This is a genomic window from Candidatus Vagococcus giribetii, from assembly GCF_017316185.1.
Taxonomy (GTDB): Bacteria; Bacillota; Bacilli; order Lactobacillales; family Vagococcaceae; genus Vagococcus; species Vagococcus giribetii.
The window spans coordinates 82,576-100,738 of sequence record NZ_JAFLVX010000011.1 but is presented as its reverse complement, the minus strand read 5'-3'; the positions used below and the strand labels follow the sequence as shown (position 1 = coordinate 100,738).

Here is an 18,163-nt window from a genome sequence, read left to right as displayed (position 1 = left end):
GTATAATTCGTATAAAAGGTAGGAGATTACATGGTACTTAAAGGCGCACCAATTATTGATAATAAAATTTTTTTGAAGGAAAAAGGTTATGAAGATTATTCAGAAATAAGTATTTGTATTGATATATTCTTAAATATGTGTAGTCTAAAAGATAATCCTGATGCAACTATAGATAATTTAAAAGATTTCGTTAACTACTTTCAAAATCTAAATAAAGATGAGCGAAATGACTTATGTGAGTATATAAAAAAAGAAGAGAACGCTTGTATTGAAAGAAATCCAGACTTATTAAAAGAAAGATTTTGTATCTATCTAAGTAGGTATATAGGTACGCTAACTTATTATGAAAGAAATCAAAAACAAATCGTAAGTGAAATAATGAAAAAAATATCCAGTGCCAACCTGTGAAACTCGCCCGTGGTAATGAAGATTTTTGAATATATAAATATTGGCGTGGTGGGTTTAATTAGTCTGTGCAAAGGTCTGTATATGTCTGTAAAACTAGATTAATCTATGTTAATAAATTTATTTGAAAACATTGTATTATAAAGGTTAAATCAACTTATCGCTACTTATCAAAATCATTTAAATTAAGTGGAAGGGTCAGTAGGATAAGTTCAAAAAGAGTCTCTTGATCATTGTTAATTCAATGTTCAAGAGACTCTTTTTTGTTGCTACTATTTATTATTGTCTTCCTAGAAGATTGACAAGTCATTTGGAAAATGTTTGGCAAGTAAATTAAGTTCTAATAAAAAAATCGACATGAATAATTAAAAACGGAATCAATTAAAGTCTTTTTAGTGAATCTGGTTCCTTCAAATCAGGTGTACATCTTGATAAGATATACCTGAAATAGAAAGGAGAAAAGATATGAAACTTAATGAACAATTAGAAGTTGAAAGAAAGAAAAAAGGACTTTCTAAAAGGCAATTAACAAAAATAATTGAAGACGAGATAGGGAAAAAAATTCACGTTGATACAATTCGTAGGTGGGAGGTTGGAGAGACTACAATTGAGACTAGAGTATTAGTTTTTTTGAGTGAATTATATGATGTTACGATAGAGGATTTAGTTTTTGAGGACGTAGAACCAGTTATTGACGATAAAGAAGTACATTACAAATTTGGGAAGGAAATAAGCGACTATTGTTCGGTAGAAAATATAACGGAATTTGTAAGAAAATACGAAATAGTCAATGGTAATCATTGGGTTGTAGCACCAAAATATGATTTAATCATGCGTTGCTATGAAGATTTCTTAAAAACTGACCAAGTAAGCCACTCTAGTTGTTATAGTGCGTACGAATCTTGTAGAAGCTGGCTCACTAATAAAAGAGCATCGTGTAAAGATGAAGATAGATTGAGTACTAGAATATATGATGATGCAGCAGGTTATGTTGGGATTAAAGACAAGAGAGACCCAGTTGACCATATAGACTTATTAGAAGAATTAGAAACAGTTATAGATGATATTGAAGGATACCTGGAATTATTTGAAAAAGAAGGGTTTAATAGATGGGAATTCATTTAAAAATAATAGAGGAAAGAAAAAAGAAAAAAATGACCCAAGATCATTTAGCAGAAAAAATAATGGTTTCTACTAGAACTATTGTTAAATGGGAAAATGAGGAAGTTTTGCCATCATTGGAAAATTGTAAAAAATTAAGAACAGTATTTGGAGTTACTCTAGATTACCTATTAAAAGACAGTATAGAATTAAAAAGCAAATATGATGAATGCGTTAAACTAGGTGAAAAAGTACTCGAATTAGCTAATGAAGACTATCCTATTGACTTTGTTCAAAATTATTTTATTTGTTCTAGGGAGCCGAGCATGATAATTCCTAAAAAAATAGCTGAAGAATTCTTAAAAAACGTAAAAGAAAAAATAAGTAATATGGATCATTACGATAAAGAAGGATATGAATCAATACATCATGAAATGAAAGATTTTTTATTATTTTGGTATAAGTACAATAAGGGTAAATGTTTACTTTCAAAAAACTTAAAAGCAAAATTTTTGTATTTGAACAGTGTTTCATATACTGATCAAGAGTTAGAAGCACAGTTGAATAATGTACTAGTTAAGGAAAAGCCAATTTTGCTATTACGAAATTTAATGATCGGTAGACTAATAAAAGAATTTAATCTTTTAGAATATAAAATAGATGACAATATAGATGAAGAGCTAGATTATGATGGTGCTATCATGTGGCCTTTAGATAAATATAAACCGTAATTTTTTTCATCAGATAATCTTTGTTTGAGTAATGAAAGAAGATAGTCATGTTCAGATGTTTTTCCTCCAAGCAACAACATCATATATTTTTTCCAATACATTCTACACAGTAGACTTTAGCATTATTTTTGACTTCATCACGAATATCTATCCGTAAGCCTATCTTGGGGTGCTTGTAGCTGGATGTAGAGCTATTTGTATTCAGGTATTAATTTATGGCAAAGATCACAATAAATTTCTTTATTTTCATACATGTTTTTTTAACATAGGTATCTAAATGCCTCCAATGATGTCCAAAGATTATCCCAACAAAAACTCCTATTTTTTGTTGGGATAGTTATGAAAGATAGATTATGATGAACTGTTTTAAATAAGTAGTAGTAGCTTAATGATATTATCAGAAAGTAAATAATTTAAAGGTTAAGTCATTAAAAAATCTTGAGCTATTCAAGATTCAAGATATATTCTTTTAGACTTTCTGCTGCTGGTGATAAGGTATTGTGACGTAATTCGGCTAAAACGAGTCGACTTTTTATGGTTTGTTTGAGAGGAATAATAACAAACTCTTCATCAATAAAAGGACGAACCGATTTTTCCATCATTAATGTCGCGTATTCAGACTCTCTTAAAAGTGATAGGATTGTTTCAATCCTAGTATTTGTCATTCTGATACGAGGAGTAAAACCAACTTTTTCGCATTCATCAGTGATTAATTGAAATAAGCCAGATTCAGGTACAAGAGATATGAATTCTATAGAGTCAAGATCTGCTAAGTCAACACAGGGTTCTTTAGCAAGAGGATGATGCTTGTCAACGACTAATACCAGATGATCTTCAGCTAATAAGTAATTATTGGTAAGGTCATCTGGTAAAAATTCTTCTCTTAGAATCGCTAAGTCAATCGAATTATCTTTGATTTGCTTAACAATAAAATCGTTTTCTATTTCGAAAAAATGAACGTCAATTAGAGGGTGAGAGGAGATAAAGTCGATGAGTGCTGAGCTCAATGAAAATTGAGATAAGACAGGAATTGTTGCTAAAGTGACAGTTCCTTTTTCTAATTTACTATGCTTTTTCATTTTTAGTAACATATTTTTGTTTAAGTCAATCATTTGTTTGGCGTAGATAGCAAATTCATCTCCTGCATAGGTCGGAACAATCATTCTTCGATGTTGTCTATCAAAAAGTTGTATATCTAATTCGTCTTCTAAATTTTTGATTTGTTTTGATAACGCTGATTGAGAAATAGATAACTTTACAGCTGCAATAGAGAAACTTTTTTCTTTGTAAACAGCCATAAAATAGTTTAGCTGATCGAACATCATCGTTGTTTCCTCCTAAGCCTAATCATTTTCTAAATATCTTTTCCCTTCGATATGAATACCCACTTGATCTAATAATTTCATCACATGATGATCAATTAAATCTTCTATATCCTTTGGTTCGTTATAAAAAGCTGGCATTGGTGGTACGATACGAACTCCTAATCTGGATAATTTCAACATGTTTTCTAAATGTATTGTGTTTAGAGGTGTTTCTCTAGGTGATAAGATGAGTGGACGATGTTCTTTTAAACAAATATCAGCAGCTCGAGATATCAAAGTATCTGAAAAACCATTTGCAATACTACTTAATGTTTTCATACTAGTTGGCACGATGAACATGGCATCATAAAGTCTAGAACCGCTAGCTATCGGGGCAGACAAATCATGATTGCTATACGTAAAATCAGCTAGTTCTTTTGTTCTTTCTAAATTAATTTTATCTTCAAGTACTAAATTTTTTTTAGCCCACATAGACATAACAACATGAGTTTCAATATTGTGTTGTATAAGTTGTTCAATGAGTTTTTTTCCATAAATAGCTCCTGAAGCCCCTGAAATACCTACAATCATTTTTCGTTTAGGTATCATTTTTTAAGCCACTCCTCTACTTGAGAATATACATTATCAATTTTTGAAGTCAACACTTTTAGTTGTTCATTAGTTATTTGACTATAATGAACCCCACTATAAATCAAGATATTTCCAGAAAATTTTTTTCTTAGCCTAATGAGCCATTCTTCTGTGAAATAGAATTCTTTGTGGATGTCAAATACAATTGATTGTGTCTGATGTTTATAGTTTCCCGCAGTGATAGCACCAATATGAGGGCGATCACCTCCAATTATTTCAATGATTAAATCAGTATCTATTCGTTTAGCAGTGATGTGTATTTTTTTATGAAATACAGTTATGTCCTCAATAAAAGAATTTTCCAAATTTTAACACCCTTTCAGTTGTTGTTTATCCAAAGAATGCTGTCCAATAATTTGAAATAAACATGACGATGAGTAAGGCGGGGAGCATGTTTGCTATAGGGAAGGCTTTAATCCCACTGATTCTTAAACCTGTAACAAACATAATAATACCGCCACAAGCAGAAAAGTCAGCAATCATTTCTGGTGTTGTTAATGGCATAATAATTCCTGCAAGGAAAAATAAACCAAATAAAATAACGAACTGTGGGATAACTGTCGTTGTTACGATGTAACCCAATGCAGTTGCAAAAATGGCAGCAGTGAAGAAATCTAAAAAACTTTTAGAAATAAGGATAGATGGGTCTCCAGTAATTCCTTCATTTAAGGCACCAAAAATACCAGTTCCACTAGCACTAAAAAGAACAACAATACCAACAAATTGTTGCATGAAGTTTTCTTGAGAACCGACAATACTATTATCTGAAGGGAATATTTTTTGAATAGGCCCTCTTACTTTTTGAGCACACCACTCAATGCCTTTTTCTAATTTAAGCAGCTCACCAATGGCACTACCAAGTAACAAAGATAAGATAACAGGTGGGAGCATGTGAACTTTAACAACCATTGAAATCCCCATTCCCATTGAAGCTGCTCCAAAAGTTAAAGGTAAATTTAGTCTGAGTCGTTCGGGTATTTTTTTACCTAAAAAAGCGCCAATTAGTGCTCCTAAAAGTGTGCTTAAACAATTAATAAATGGTCCAACAGGCATAACTAATTCCTCCTAAAAAGGGAAGGACATTATAGTCACATCCCCTAGTTTTGTTATATTAATAGACTGTTTATATGATGATTTTATTTTTCTGTTAGAGGTATTTTTCATAATCCATTTCTTTAAACGTAGCTCGTTTAAATCGGTCTTTTTGGTCAAAAGGAACAGTACAGTCAAATATTGTTTTACAAGAAAGCCCTTTGTCACGCAATTGATTATTGTACTCAGGGCTTTGTGAAGGATCTAAGGGGTGACATCTAATTCCTGGAATAAAAATAGTATCAATATCGCCTTGGTATCGTGTGTTTAGAGCCCAAAGGACGTCATTGGTGTCAAAAATATCAACATCTTCGTCAACAATAATAATGTGTTTTAGTTCTGAAAAAGCAGAGAAGGCCAGAAGAGCTGCTTGTCTTTGACGTCCTTCATCACTAGGAATCGACTTTTTAAATTGTAAAATTGCCATGTATTTCCCACCACCAGATGAATGAGAATAAACATTTAATAATTTACCAGGCATTGCACGACTAACCATTTGTAAAATACTTGCTTCCGTTGGAATACCTGCCATATTGACATGTTCTTCACTAGGACCGATGACAGTTTGTAGGATAGGATTTTTACGATGAGTAATGGCTTTAATCTTAATGACTTGAATTTCTTGTTGAGCTGGTCCAGTATATCCAGGAAACTCAGGCATTGCTTTACCAGTATTAGTATTTTGATCTTCTCTAACTCGAACTTTAGGTAAAATTTCTCCTTCAATAACAAATTCAGCATTAGCGATTGCTTTTCCATCAATACTTAGGCAATCTACCAGTTCAACAGGCTCATTTCTAATACTTCCTGCAACCCCTAATTCATCATATCCAAGTGGAGTAGTTGGTGGTTCAAAACAAGCGCCAATTTCAATAGCTGGGTCAACACCAATGCTTATTGAGACAGGCATTGGTTCATTAGCTGCTTCATATTTTTCTAAAAATGCTCCTAAATGACGACCACCAGGAACAAAATACATGGTGAGTTCATCTTTTCCTTGAACACATAGTCGATGAATTGTGATATCTGTTTCATGAGTTTCTAAGTCATGTCCATAAATAAGTCCCATCGTAATATAAGGTCCTGCATCTTCTTCGGTATTTGTTGGTGCGGGAACAATTTTTCTAATGTCGAAATCTGAATCAGTTGCTAAGTGAATAACTTCCTGGCATTTTGCATCTTTTTTTGCTATTGTGATAGGATTAATTGGGTTTTTAACTGCTTCGTTTAACAGAAAACCTAATTTTTTTGATTCTACATTTAACATACTTGCGACTCTTGAACGACTTGCGAGTAGACCAATTAAAACCTGTACGTCTGGATAGCCAGTGACATTTCTAAAAATCATAGCGGGTCCTTCTTTAGTTGGTCTCATTACAGTACCACCTGCTCCGATATAACGATAAACGCCAGAAATTTCTGCTTGGGCATCAATGGGTTCGTCAGTGTAATGTAATTGATTAGGGATTGTTTCCAACAAAGCTAAGGCACTTCTTAAATCATTTATTTGTGTCATAAGACATTCCTCCTATACTTAGAATTATAGACTCCATGTGATGAGTTAAACAATTCGAGTTAGGCCGAGGGCTATGACAAAACGGAATAGTGACTTAATTAAATATGACTTTAACATTATGATGTCTGTTGAAATTTTTTTTGGTTGAAAGAATGAAGTCACAGACTTATTATTAATAATCTTTAATTGAATCTTTTTAAGTTTTTTTAATATAAGAAGATACACCAAAAATATAGTATTCGAGAAAATACTATTACTAAGACAATAATCCACGGCTCCTTTATAGTACTAGGAACCATGGATTTCAATATTGATATGAATTTCCCTAGAGTATTTAATGATCAATATGCAAAAAAACTGATTTTTCATAGAGCTTCAATGCGAGTTGAATATTTAATAAATCATTACTAGCATTTAGATCCACATGTAATAATGTTTCGACTTTCTTTAGGCGTGACCGAAGAGTATTAACGTGAATAAAAAGTAACTCACTTGTGCTTTTTTTGAAAAGTTATTATTAAAAAAGCAAGTGATTGTCTCGATTAAATCAGTGTTGTTGGAAGAATCATATTTTAGTAAGGGTTGGATAAATTGAGTAATCAATCGTTCGATATAGTAAGTATTAATCATACCTTCATCATCAGTGAAGAGGTTTAAGATGCCTAATTCATCGTATTTTTGTATGTGACAATCATTCTTTTGATAATGCAAATAATTAATCGCTTGTAGACTTTCTTTATAGGCTTTATTTAAATTCTCTAGTTGATGGAGGCTGCTGACCCCAACAGAAAATTTAGAATGTTGATAAAAAGTTTGAAGTAATTGGTCAAGGCCCTTTAAGGAATCATCTAGGGAATTGATACCTTCACCAATTAGGAAGATAATTCGACATTGGTAAGAAAACATCAAAATATCTTGTGTTTTTAAGAAGGATTCTAAAATGTAATCTTTTAAGTCACTTATCTGACTTTCTTCAAAAAAACGGGAATTGTCTGTTCCAAATAAATCACTAAAAATTGTTACCATGTAGTATTTGTTTTCAAGATTTGTGCCTAAAAGGAGACTATATCTTTTTTTATTGTCAGGTGTGAGTTTGGTTGATAGAATATCTTCAAAAATAAGGTTTCGTTTGTGTAAATTGGTCTCCATGTAGAGCCCATTTAAGGTGTCTTTCATCGTATAAATTCGATTGTTCATTTCTTAAATGGAGAACCAGAAAAGGTCTTTAAACTTGTAAATGGCGACCGTATAAATAAATAAGTACGTTGTTAAATGAATAGAACTAAGCCTACCTAGCAGTTAGCCAAGGTAGGCTTTCTTTTATCATTAACCTTTGAGAGAAGTTTTAGAAGTGAAGCATAAAAATAAACGAATCAACAGGAGTTCTTAGTTTTTTGCTTAATCTGAAAAGAATTCTTCTAAAACACTTGCTTTATAATTATTGATTCCACCACATTTTAGAGAAAATAGGAACGGTTCACTAATTTAAAATGAGTAAATTAATTGTTTTCTATAACTAAACACACATGTATCTAAAAAAGTGACTGATAGAAATTATTTGCTTTATCCTTTTTTTGGAAAAAAGAAAAGTGTAGGGGATGTCGTTGTGTGATAATTTGGTGTCAAGGGGATTACTAAAACGTTTAAGTGGAGAAGCACATGAAAAAAGTGACAATTAAAGAAATTGCAGAGAGATGCCAAGTTTCACCAGCTACTGTTTCTTTGGTCTTAAATAACAAGACCAAAGAAATTGGAAAAAATACGGTGGAGAGAGTCAAAAAGGTAGCAGAGGAGATGGGGTATGAAAGAAACCAAGTAGCTAGAAGCTTGGTAACCAAAAAATCTGAAACGATTGCTGTCGTTGTACCAGATGTTAGTAATATGTTCTACGCTTCGATTATTAAAGCTGTTAGTAAAGTAGCTTCAGAACAAATGTATAGCGTGATTGTTTGTGATACGGATAATGACGTTGAAGAAGAGAGGCGACAACTAAAGCTTTTAGAAAATAAAATGATTGATGGCATTTTACTAGCATCAAGAAATTCAGAAAAGTTATTGGCTATTTACCCAAATAAGCGAAGATTGCCTATTGTTATTTTAGATGAACATAATGATAACTTACACGACAATGTTTATGTGGTTGCCTCAAATTATGTAAAATCAGGATACGACATGGCAAATTATCTGATTGAAAAAGGTCATCAGAACATTTTTTGTTTTGGTGGAGTGATTGGTTCTACTAACAGTATTCATCGAGAAAAAGGAATCAGGCAAGCTTTAGAAGACCATGATTTACCTTATTCTAAAAAGCAAATTGTACTTGCAGACTATAAAATGAAAAAAGCTTATTCTATAGCCAAAACGTTAGATGTTGAAAGGTATACTGCCTTTATCTGCTTTAATGATTTAATGGCATATGGAGTCATGAAAGCATTTTTAGAAAGAGGGATTAAGGTTCCAGAAGATGTTTCAGTGGTTTGTTTTGATAATGATACGAGTTTTTCTTTAGTATCTGAATTGTCTCAGTACACAGTAACTTCCATTAATCAAGATGAAAGACAAATTGGAAGAGTTGCGATGACTTTATTAATCGAGGCATTAGAGGGTAAAAAAATAGATAAGAAGTTACACTTGCTATCTTCCAATTGGTTTATAGGCTCTACTGTAAAAGATATTAATTAAGAGAGGGGTGATAAGCGTGCTTGAAGAAAGTGTAGTCGTTCGAGATAAGGAGATAATTATATTGAAATGTTTAGTGATAATGATGTCCTTAATGCTATTTTCATTAACAGCTTTTATCCCTCTTGTTTCGTCTATAGCAGTTATAGTTGCTTACTTTGGTATTAAATATATTAACGACCGTGTTTGTATGGCTTATGATTATGTTCTTTTTCAACAAGTATTAAGAGTTGACCGTGTTTGTCAAAAGAAGGTAGAAACAGGGATTTTAGAAGTAGATGTTCATCATATCTTAGCCATTCTACCTTACGAACCATCTATGAAAGGAGGAAATGAAGTTTTTCTCACATCGAAATCAGACAAACGAAAGGGATTTTCTCAATACATGATTTCTATATCCAGTGATGATAAAACATACATTATTAGTTTATCGGAAAAAATGAAAAATAAGTTGCTTAAATGAGCAATAGGAGGAAAAGAAATGGATAAGGGTAGTAAGAATAAATTTTGGCGAGTTTTGTTAGTTATATTTGTAAGCGTATTCATAGCTACTGGTTGTAGCAAAAAGGAAAAACAAAGCACTTCTGATGGGAAAAAAGAAGAAATAACATTGTGGTTTTGGGGAGCAGAACCTTATTCAAGAGATGCTTTAGATAAATCACTTATCAAAAAATACAATGATTCTCAAGATAAATTTGTTCTCAAAGTTGAATATCGAAATTCAGTGGATTCAGATTTAAATACAGCATTAGCTGCTAACAAAGGTCCAGATATTGTTTATGGATCAGGTCCTTCATTTGTTAAACCACTTGTTGAAGCCGGTAAACTTGAAAGCTTAGATAAATATTCTAAAGAGTATGGTTGGGAAGATCAAATGTTAGCTCCTATTTATGATGCTGGAAAGGTAAAAGATGAGCTCTACGCAGTTGGTAGCGGCTTAAACACAGTAGGTGTTTTTTATAACAAAAAAGTATTAACTGAAAACAATTGGGAAACTCCAAAAACTGTCGAGGAATTAGAAAAAATCATGCAAGAGGCTGAGAAAAAGGGATTGTATCCAAGCGTCACAGGTAATAAGGGATGGAAGCCTGTTAATGAGAACTACTCGTCACTGTTTTTAACTCACTTTGCCGGTCCTCAAAACGTCTATGAAGCGTTAAAGGGTGAGAAGAAATGGGATTCTCCAGAAATTAAAAAGGCAGTCGATAAATCAGCGGAGTGGTATAAAGCAGGCTTTTTAGGAGGAAAAGACTACGCTAATTTAAATTTTTCAGAGTCTCTTCAATTGTTAGCTGATGGAAAATCTCCATTCTTTATTGGACCGACGATTGGCTATCAGTGGGCAACGTCATTCTTTACGGGAGATGCTGAAGAAGATTTAGGATTTATGCCGTTTCCAAAAACAAAAGAAGTGCCTGAAGAAACGTATACAGTTAGTTTAGCTTGTACGTTCTCTATTAATAAAAATGCGAAAGATACACATAAAGATGAAGGGGCAAAAATCATTAACATGATTTTACAACCAGAGTTTGTTGAAGAAATTTCGGCAGAGTGGCCAGGGTATTGGGGAGCTCCATTAAAAGATTTAGACTCTATTAGTACAGAAAAAATGGGTAGTCTATCAACTAGTTTTATTGAAACCATCAAGTCAATGTCTACAGCGATTGATAGTGGGAATTTTGGTTATATGACTAATGTGTTCTTCCCACCAGCTACTCAACAAGTCTTTATTGATATTGAAAATGTCTGGTTAGATCAAGAAACATCTACTGAATTGTTAGACAAGGCAGATAAGGAGTTTTCAAAAGAGCTTGAAAAGGGATTAGTTCCTAATATTCCACAACCTGGTTCAAAATAACTATAGATAGGAGTAGTATCAATGAGGAAAAAATGGACCGATTATTTATTAGTGATGCCAGCACTCCTGCTAAGTATTTGTATCGTTATTGTACCCGGTATTTTAACCATCGTTATGTCTTTTACTGATTACAATGGCATATCTTTTGATGTTAATTTTGTAGGGCTTCAAAACTTTCAAGAGCTATTTTCAAATCGTGTTTTTTGGAAAGCTATTTCTAATAACATGATTTGGATGGCACTATTTTTAACAGTTCCTGTTTTGTTAGCCTTAGGCGTTTCGGTGATTCTACTTAAAAAGAAGAAATCTAAAAATATCTATCAAGTTATCTTCTTAATACCGTATGTTCTTGCTCCTGCAGTCAACGCTATGCTTTGGCAAAACATCATATTTAATTCACGAACAGGTATTATCGGTGTCTTAAACAATATAGGTTACGCAGTCGGTTCACCGTTAACAAATATTCAAACCGCAATTTATGCAGTAGCTAGTGTGGATATCTGGCATTACTGGGGATATCTTGCGGTGATTTACTTTGCCTCACTTAGGCAGACGCCTCAAGACCTAGTAGAAGCCTCGAAAATTGATGGGTGTAATGCTTGGGGTACGTTTAAAAATGTCTATTTTCCTCATTTGCTACCTACCTTTAAATTAATGATGATTATGATTGTCATTGGTTCGTTCTTAGCATTTGATTACATTAAATTATTAACAGGCGGGGGACCTGCTAATTCGACAGAGGTTCTAGGTACTTATGCATATACTTTAGCTTTTTCAACGATGCAAGTTGGTAAGGCATCTGCTGTAGGACTTTTTATGAGTTTCTTTGGACTGATTGCCTCAACAATTTACACCATACTAAGTAGAAATGAGGAGAGAATGTAATGAAAAAAGATAAAACGAATTTTTTCTCACAAATGTTTTTAATCTTATTGATTGTTATTTCATTAGTTCCTATTTTTCTGGTGTTAGTTAATAGCTTTAAAGGGCATGTAGATATTGTTAAAAATCCACTATCTTTTCCAACGTCACTGTCTTTTGATAATTATAAGATTGCGTGGGAAACGGGAAAGTTTTCAAAAGGATTTATTAATAGTATTAAATTGACAAGTATCACGATTATTATCGTATTGATTTGTTCGTCCTTAGCCGGTTATGTGCTATCTAGCAAGAGAATCAAAGGTGCGGGAGCTATTTTAACTTATTTTATGATGGCGATGACAGTTCCTATTCAGATTTTCTTGTTTCCCCTTTACTATGTGATTGCAAGTCTTGACTTGATTGGAGTAGTTCCAGTTGTAAGTGTTATTTTAGCTGCGACAAGTATGCCCTTAGCTGTCTTTTTAATGAGAACATTTTTCTTAGCAGTACCTAAAGAGTTAGAGGAAGCTGCAATTATTGATGGAGCAACGACTTGGCAAGTGATATGGCATATTATGAGGCCGATTGTTAGTCCAGGTATGATTACAGTTGCGACTATTGTAGGGTTACAAACGTGGAACGAGTACTTAATTACCTCAACTTTTTTACAAGGGGAAGAGAGCTTTACAGCTACATTGGGCTTTTTATCAATGAATGGGACTTATTCTTCAGATCAGGGTATTTTAATGGCTGCAGCGGTCATCATGATTTTTCCAATTGTGGTGTTCTTCATCGCAGTGCAGAAATATTTTGTGGACGGCATGGTGAGTGGTGCGGTGAAAGGTTAAGAAGGAGGGGTTTATTTGGAGAAAAAATATCATCAACAAGTTTATTCTGGTGTTTTAGGTAAACTATTAGGTGTTTATTTAGGAAGACCAGTTGAAGGCTGGGAGTATGAAGATATTTTGACTACATTTGGAGATGTTTACACGTACAAAAATCATTACACAGGGGCGCCTTTAATTGTTCCTGATGATGATATTTCAGGAACTTTTGTGTTTTGTCGCTCCTTAAGAGACTTTGGTTACGAAAAAATCAAGTCAGAACAAATTGGTGAAACGTGGCTCAATTATATTATTGAGAATAAAACGATTCTTTGGTGGGGTGGCTTATCTAGGAGTACAGAGCATACTGCATATTTAAGATTAAAAGAAGGTATCAAAGCACCTCTAAGTGGCTCGAAAGAACTAAATGGTAAGACAATCTCAGAACAAATTGGCTCGCAAATTTTTATTGATACTTGGGCATTAATGTTTCCTAATGATCCGGAAAAAACAGCCTACTTCTCAAGAGAGGCGGCTCGAGTTAGTCATGATGGTATTGCAGTTGAAGCGGCAGTATTTTTAGCCGTCATGGAATCCCTAGCGTTTGAAGAAAAGCAGCTAGATAAATTGATTAAGCAAGCCCTTTTTTATGTGTCTGATGAGCTAAAAGAGCTAGTTGAAACAATTAGTGATGTTTGTGAAAAGGCAAAGGATTGGAGAGAAGTGCGTCAATGGATTAGCCTACATCACGGCTATGATAAATACCCAGGTGGTTGCCCAATGGTGACTAATCATTTGGTTGTATTGATGTCTTTATTGATGGCAAGAGATGATTTTCATCAGTCTATTATGATTGCTACTTCAGCAGGTTGGGATACAGATTGTAATGCCGGAAACGTTGGTTGCTTAAATGCAATTAGACTAGGACTTGATGCGTTTAAGGATGTTGGTAATTTAAGACAATTAGTTTCAGATAGAATGTATGTTGTTTCTTCTGATGGTGGATCCTGTATTACGGATGCGGTTATCGAGAGTCGTCAATTAATTGCAGACTCATGTCTATATACAGGAGCGTCTTACGAAAAGCCAACGGAAAGATATGCTTTTGAATTTCCAGGATCAGTTCAAGGGTTCATGCCGATTAAACTAAACAAATTTTCTCAAGCACTTACAAAAATAAGTAACACAAATGAGAGTAGTCAGGAAAATGGCTTAAAGTTATCATTTGAAGATTTAGGACGTGGGAGTGCGGCTTCCTTTGGTATCGATACGTTCATTGATTTAACTCCGAAGGGAAAAGAGGGTACGAGTTATTTTGATGTCATCTGCTCGCCGACTTTATACGGAAGTCAGCCTTACTTTTACGAGATTGAAGTTGATCAAGAAGGCTTAATGATTCAACATTTTTATCATTATTTTGACGAAAATGATGAACTTGCTTGTTACATGGAAGCAGAGTTAGAGCTGCACAAAGGTACTAACATCATTCAATCAATTGCACCTGATTTTGGTGGTAGACCTATTTACCAATTAGGTTTTGCTATTAGTTCTACAAAAACGTGTTCAGGAGATGTCATTATACGGCAACTATCCTTGGATCAAGAACCTCATCACTATGAGTTATTAAGTTCTAGAGAGATGACGAAATCATTAACGCCTTGGACAACTAATACCTCTTGGCTAAATATGTTTGTGTCTTCTGCTGAAAAATTTGCCCCTGATTATCAACACACAGTAGCCATCTCACATAAAGAGAAGAATGGCGTGGTGACTATTGGTAATAGTAAGTGGAGAAACTACAGTGTGTCATCAAACGTTGTTTTAGGATGTCAGAAACGAGCTGGCTTAGTAGGTAGAGCTCAAGGGCATCGTCGATATTATGCAGGGGTATTACAAGATGGTAAGGCATGTATTTTATTAATGCTTAACGGGAAAGAAGTCGTATTATCTGCTAAACCTTTCGATTATCAGCTTGAGAAAAGCTATCAACTTGAATTATTTTTCTTTAAAAATCAGATTAATTTCTTGATTGATGGCATCAAAGTTGTAGAAGCTAAAGATAAAATACTTAGTGAAGGCGGATGTGGATTCCTAGTGGATTGCGGCTTAATTCAAGCAGAAGGTTTACTGATTAAGAAAACGGAGGGTGACTAAATGCTAGATGTAACTATCAGAGAAAAGATATACGCAGGTGTTTTAGGTAAGCTCATCGGTGTTTATTTAGGTCGACCTGTTGAGGGTTGGGCATATGAAGACATTCGAAGTAGATTTCAAGAGATTGATTATTATGTCCACAAGGAATTGGATTATCCCATAATCGTTGCAGATGACGATATCTCTGGGACATTTGGATTTATGCGAGCACTCCCTGATTTTGATTTCAAACGGGATATAACAAGTCAAGAGTTTGGTAAGACTTGGTTGAACTATATTATTGAAAATCAAACCATTCTTTGGTGGGGAGGATTAGGGCGTTCAACGGAACATACGGCATTTTTAAATTTAAAAAATGGGATTCAAGCACCCAAAAGTGGTTCTATACAACAAAATGGGCAGACATTAGCTGAACAGATCGGTGCTCAGATTTTTATCGATGGTATAGCAATGGCTTGTCCTAATGATCCAGAGTTAGCAGTTTATCTAGCTAGAGAATCGGCTAAAGTAAGTCATGACGGAATTGCAGTTGATGCAGCAGGACATTTAGCAGCGATGGAAGCATTGGCTTTTGGTGAAAAGAATATAGATACAATTTTAGATCAGAGTTTTAGATACACAACAAACACGTTACTAAGAAATATCATTGATGATGTTCGTAATATTTGTGCTAAAGAAAGTAATTTTCGAGTTGTTAGAGATTACCTTAATTCAAAATACGGTTATCATATTTATCCTGGTGCTTGTCATATGGTACCTAATCATGCCATGGTGTTAGCTTCGATTTTACTTGGAAAAGATGACTTTCAACATTCTATTAGTATTGCGACAAATTCGGCTTGGGATACGGATTGTAATGCAGGTAATGTTGGTACGTTTAATGGTATTCGTTTAGGTCTTGAAGGTGTTAATGGGGGAGCTGATTTCAGGGGTCCAGTTGCTGATCGTTTGTTTGTTTCAACTGCTGATGGCGGAAAGGGAATATCTGATGCAGTAAGAGAAGCCGATCACATTTGGTATGCTGCTAATCAACTTGCAGGGGAAGTCATTGAGAAAGAAAAGAGACAATTTAGCTTTTCATATCCTGGATCTACACAAGGTTTTTTACCAGATACATACTTAGAAGGAAGTCCGAGTCGTGTTGTCAATGGAACAGATTTAGGTAGTGAACCAAGTTTAGTGATTCAGTGTCATCATATCGGGAAAGGAACACCAGTTAATGTTTCAGCTCCAGTCTTTATTGACTACAGTGAAGATTCGACTTTGTACAAAGTAATAGCATCTCCTCTGTTGTATTCAGGACAAACTGTTGAAGCTAAATTAAAGGCTGATGGTAGGGTGAGAGGACGCTTGTATATTCATTACTACGATATTGAAGATAATGTTAAACAAGCGTACTCGCCATTTATTACTTTATCATCTGAGTGGCAACAACTGGAATGGAAAATACCAGATACACAAGGTATGGCGATTTTTAAGATTGGGATTCAGGTAGATAGTGACAGTAGGTATAGCGGCAATGTTTATTGCCAAGACATTCACTGGGATAATGCTCCTAGTTATTATGGCTTAAAAGGAATGTTAATGACAAGTATTTGGAAAACTAATCCTCATTGGTTAGACAGTTTTGTCTCGTCAGCTAGAAATTTTTGTGCAGACTTTAACAAAACCTTTTGTGTCTCTCACTCTGAACCAGAAGGTCTTGTCACAATTGGAACACAAGAATGGCGAGATTATAGTGTGTCTTCAGATTTATTTTTCTCTCTTCACCAAGCCGGTGGGCTCGTAGCAAGAGCCCAAGGACATCGAAGGTATTACGGAGCTATTTTAAGGAATTGGAATGAGGCTGTTATTTATTGTCGCTATGATGATTCAATAACTGAATTAGGACAAATTGATATTAATTATGAGGAAGATAAGGAAGTAAATTTATCACTAAATGTATCAGGAAATGAATTGACTTTACTAGTTAATCACCAGGAGTTATTAAGAGTTACTGACGACACGCTAAGTTATGGTGGAGCAGGATATGTTGTTTCAGAAGGAACATTTATGGCAGATAATTTTGTTATTCACTCATTGGAGGATTAAGATGGATTATTATATTTGCTCTACTTCAGTGATTGACAATTTGCATTTTTCAAATGGAGATGTCAAAAAAAATGTTGCAGGAGGTGCTGGTATCTATGCTTTAGCAGGTGCGCGTCTGTGGCATGAGTCGACTAAGCTAATTTGTGGAGCGGGAAATAATTATGCAGCAACATTTTCTAAATGGTATCGAGACAATCATTTAACAATGGACTATCTCAAGTTTGTTAATGAAAAAACACCTATTAATAACGTTCACTATTTTGATGACGGAGAAAGAATAGAAATTCCTGAGTATGGAGAAGATCATTATAAAAAATTTGAAGTGACAGTAGATGATATTCTTCCCTTACTTGATCACTCTTGTGGCATTTATATTTTTAGAAATACAGCATCAGATTTTTGGCTTCCAATTCTCGCTAATCATCATAAAAGTGCCAAAATTCTTTGGGAGATTGCAGCAGACGCTTGTGCAAATGATAATCTTCCGAGTGTTAGAGAAATTTGTCAATCTATTGATGTACTATCAATCAATTTATCAGAAGCCAAAAAACTACTTCAAGTTGAGACGGAAGTGGATGCGATTAAAGAATTAAAACAATTAAATGTACCATTAGTTTTTTTAAGATTAGGAAAAAAAGGACAAACAATGATAACAGAAAAAAATACTATTTTTGTTCCAAGTTTTGATAAAGGAAATGTTGTTGATGTTACTGGAGGAGGAAATAGCTCATCAGGAGCAGTACTAGTGGGTTATTGTGAGAAAAGAAGTTTACTCAAAATAGGAAGAATGGCGAGTCTTTCAGCTAGTATGTGTTTATCACAATACGGTGTTCCAAAAGAGATTGATTCGTTTCAACCGAATGCCTCTCATTTATTAAAAGAAGGGTGGTATTGAA

General features: G+C 34.0%; 18 protein-coding genes. 11 read left to right on the top strand and 7 right to left on the bottom strand.

Annotation, left to right across the window (positions count from 1 at the left end):
- The first annotated feature begins 30 nt into the window (after window positions 1–30).
- The 3 genes from DOK76_RS03695 to DOK76_RS03685 all read left to right on the top strand — a co-directional run bounded on the left by DOK76_RS03695 (window position 31) and on the right by DOK76_RS03685 (window position 2,237).
- Window positions 31–408: a hypothetical protein gene (locus tag DOK76_RS03695; protein WP_206965075.1), complete on the top strand. Its 378-nt coding sequence runs from the start codon at window positions 31–33 to the stop codon at window positions 406–408.
- 462 nt (window positions 409–870) lie between these two features.
- A complete protein-coding gene (locus DOK76_RS03690) occupies window positions 871–1,530 on the top strand; it encodes a helix-turn-helix transcriptional regulator (protein ID WP_206965073.1) in 660 nt (219 codons plus the stop codon).
- Window positions 1,515–2,237, top strand: coding sequence for a helix-turn-helix transcriptional regulator (locus DOK76_RS03685; protein WP_206965072.1), 723 nt, complete (start codon window positions 1,515–1,517; stop codon window positions 2,235–2,237). The genes DOK76_RS03690 and DOK76_RS03685 overlap by 16 nt, the downstream gene beginning before the upstream one ends.
- 443 nt (window positions 2,238–2,680) lie before the next feature.
- On the opposite strand, the gene DOK76_RS03680 is transcribed toward DOK76_RS03685, so the two are convergent.
- The 7 genes from DOK76_RS03680 to DOK76_RS03650 all read right to left on the bottom strand — a co-directional run bounded on the left by DOK76_RS03680 (window position 2,681) and on the right by DOK76_RS03650 (window position 7,949).
- Window positions 2,681–3,562, bottom strand: a complete 882-nt coding sequence (locus DOK76_RS03680; RefSeq protein WP_206965071.1) for a LysR family transcriptional regulator — start codon at window positions 3,560–3,562, stop codon at window positions 2,681–2,683.
- 18 nt (window positions 3,563–3,580) lie between these two features.
- Window positions 3,581–4,150 carry a UbiX family flavin prenyltransferase gene (locus tag DOK76_RS03675; protein ID WP_206965069.1) on the bottom strand — a complete coding sequence of 190 codons (570 nt, stop codon included), beginning with the start codon at window positions 4,148–4,150 and terminating at the stop codon, window positions 3,581–3,583.
- Window positions 4,147–4,497 (bottom strand): prenylated flavin chaperone LpdD, encoded by a 351-nt coding sequence (gene lpdD, locus DOK76_RS03670; protein ID WP_206965067.1) that lies wholly within the window; start codon window positions 4,495–4,497, stop codon window positions 4,147–4,149. The genes DOK76_RS03675 and lpdD overlap by 4 nt, the downstream gene beginning before the upstream one ends.
- A 25-nt stretch (window positions 4,498–4,522) precedes the next feature.
- The gene (locus DOK76_RS03665) at window positions 4,523–5,245 is read right to left on the bottom strand and encodes a DUF554 domain-containing protein (RefSeq protein WP_206965066.1); all 723 of its coding nucleotides are present in this window, start codon (window positions 5,243–5,245) and stop codon (window positions 4,523–4,525) included.
- 94 nt (window positions 5,246–5,339) lie between these two features.
- Window positions 5,340–6,800: a UbiD family decarboxylase gene (locus DOK76_RS03660; RefSeq protein ID WP_206965065.1), complete on the bottom strand. Its 1,461-nt coding sequence runs from the start codon at window positions 6,798–6,800 to the stop codon at window positions 5,340–5,342.
- Between the two features lie 334 nt (window positions 6,801–7,134).
- Window positions 7,135–7,278, bottom strand: a complete 144-nt coding sequence (locus tag DOK76_RS13330) for a helix-turn-helix domain-containing protein (RefSeq protein ID WP_206965150.1) — start codon at window positions 7,276–7,278, stop codon at window positions 7,135–7,137.
- Window positions 7,248–7,949 (bottom strand): hypothetical protein, encoded by a 702-nt coding sequence (locus DOK76_RS03650; protein ID WP_206965064.1) that lies wholly within the window; start codon window positions 7,947–7,949, stop codon window positions 7,248–7,250. Before DOK76_RS03650 ends, DOK76_RS13330 begins: the two co-directional genes overlap by 31 nt.
- 510 nt (window positions 7,950–8,459) lie before the next feature.
- Between DOK76_RS03650 and DOK76_RS03645 the strand changes: the two genes are divergently transcribed.
- From DOK76_RS03645 to DOK76_RS03610, 8 genes are all read left to right on the top strand, one after another.
- Window positions 8,460–9,482, top strand: coding sequence for a LacI family DNA-binding transcriptional regulator (locus tag DOK76_RS03645; protein WP_206965063.1), 1,023 nt, complete (start codon window positions 8,460–8,462; stop codon window positions 9,480–9,482).
- A 61-nt stretch (window positions 9,483–9,543) separates the two neighbouring features.
- Window positions 9,544–9,942, top strand: a complete 399-nt coding sequence (locus DOK76_RS03640) for a DUF6106 family protein (protein ID WP_206965062.1) — start codon at window positions 9,544–9,546, stop codon at window positions 9,940–9,942.
- Between the two features lie 18 nt (window positions 9,943–9,960).
- Window positions 9,961–11,337: an ABC transporter substrate-binding protein gene (locus tag DOK76_RS03635; protein WP_206965061.1), complete on the top strand. Its 1,377-nt coding sequence runs from the start codon at window positions 9,961–9,963 to the stop codon at window positions 11,335–11,337.
- Between the two features lie 21 nt (window positions 11,338–11,358).
- Window positions 11,359–12,222, top strand: a complete 864-nt coding sequence (locus tag DOK76_RS03630; RefSeq protein WP_206965060.1) for a carbohydrate ABC transporter permease — start codon at window positions 11,359–11,361, stop codon at window positions 12,220–12,222.
- A complete protein-coding gene (locus DOK76_RS03625) occupies window positions 12,222–13,046 on the top strand; it encodes a carbohydrate ABC transporter permease (RefSeq protein WP_206965058.1) in 825 nt (274 codons plus the stop codon). Before DOK76_RS03630 ends, DOK76_RS03625 begins: the two co-directional genes overlap by 1 nt.
- Window positions 13,047–13,061: 15 nt before the next feature.
- Complete coding sequence (locus DOK76_RS03620; RefSeq protein ID WP_206965056.1) at window positions 13,062–15,176, top strand: ADP-ribosylglycohydrolase family protein; 2,115 nt, start codon at window positions 13,062–13,064, stop codon at window positions 15,174–15,176.
- Complete coding sequence (locus DOK76_RS03615; protein WP_206965055.1) at window positions 15,177–17,267, top strand: ADP-ribosylglycohydrolase family protein; 2,091 nt, start codon at window positions 15,177–15,179, stop codon at window positions 17,265–17,267.
- Window position 17,268: 1 nt separating this feature from the next.
- Complete coding sequence (locus DOK76_RS03610; RefSeq protein WP_206965054.1) at window positions 17,269–18,162, top strand: carbohydrate kinase family protein; 894 nt, start codon at window positions 17,269–17,271, stop codon at window positions 18,160–18,162.
- Window position 18,163: the final 1 nt, after the last annotated feature.